Here is a 1,046-nt window from a genome sequence, read left to right as displayed (position 1 = left end):
GCTTTCTGTCCGGCGACGCGCCAGATCATCGGCAGCGCGGCGAGCGAGAGCGCGCAGGCGAGACCGAAGAAGACGCCATAACCGAGATGCTCCGCAAGAAAGCCTGCGGCGGTCCCGGCGACCATCGAGATCGCGGCATCCATGCATTGAAACAGGGTGAAATCGACGCCACCCTGACGCGGATCGGACCAGCGCATGAACTGTCCGTAAAGCGCGACGAAGCCGAACGCCATCACGGCGGCGCTTACCACCATCGCGGGCGGTGCCACCGTGGTCGCCGGCAGGATCACGTCGCCGGCCGAAAGCGCCACGACCGCGAGGATCGCCGATTGCAGCGCCACGGCGCCGACCAGAACGCTCCGCGCCCCGAAGCGGCGCACGAAGGCCCCGCCAAGCATCGCCCCCAGAAAGCCCAGCGTCAGGCTGCCGACTCCGCTCAAGATGCCGAGCTGCGCCAGATCGTAGCCGGCATCGATGAAGAATGGGCCGAACATGCCCATCGCGGTCTTCTGCGCCACCACGTAGAGCGCAGCGATCAACAGGCCCTTGCGGACCTCGGGGCGTTCGAGCGCTGCTCTGAGGCTCGGAGTATGCGTGCGGGGCTGGGGCCTCGGGCTGCGGGCAATGCGCGCGAAGGGCAGACAGAGCACCGCAATGACCAGCGCCATGGCCCAGGTGGCGCTGAGCCATCCGGCGCGATTCACGAGGATAAGAAAGACGCCGCCGCCGATGGCCGAGCCGAGATAGGCGCCGCCGACCTGTGCGGCATTGCCCCAGCCATAGCGCGTGTCCTGCAACGCCGCGACGGCATAGCCGTCGCAGACGATGTCAACGGTGGCGGTCGCGAAGGCTGCCAGCATCAGGATACCGAGAACCGGCAGCACCGGGAACGGGCCGATGAACCCGACCGCCAGCAGCGCGACGGTCACCACCGCCGCGCCGCACAGCACGATCATCGCGGACCGGTCGCGCCCGCCATCGGGCAGGCGGAACCGTTCCACCGGAGGCGCCCAGAGGAACTTCAGCGCCCAAGGCAGCACCAGCAG

1 protein-coding gene is annotated in these 1,046 nt (G+C 68.4%); it reads right to left on the bottom strand.

The window, feature by feature from the left end; translation table 11 throughout:
* Positions 1-1,046 (bottom strand): MFS transporter (locus G0D83_RS01130; RefSeq protein WP_164188798.1); only part of this gene is annotated, 1,046 nt, incomplete at both ends.

The organism is Salipiger sp. PrR003, from assembly GCF_010500785.1.
Taxonomy (GTDB): Bacteria; Pseudomonadota; Alphaproteobacteria; order Rhodobacterales; family Rhodobacteraceae; genus Salipiger; species Salipiger pacificus_A.
The sequence above is the reverse complement of the archived record's forward strand: the minus strand, read 5'-3'. Positions and strand labels throughout refer to the sequence as shown.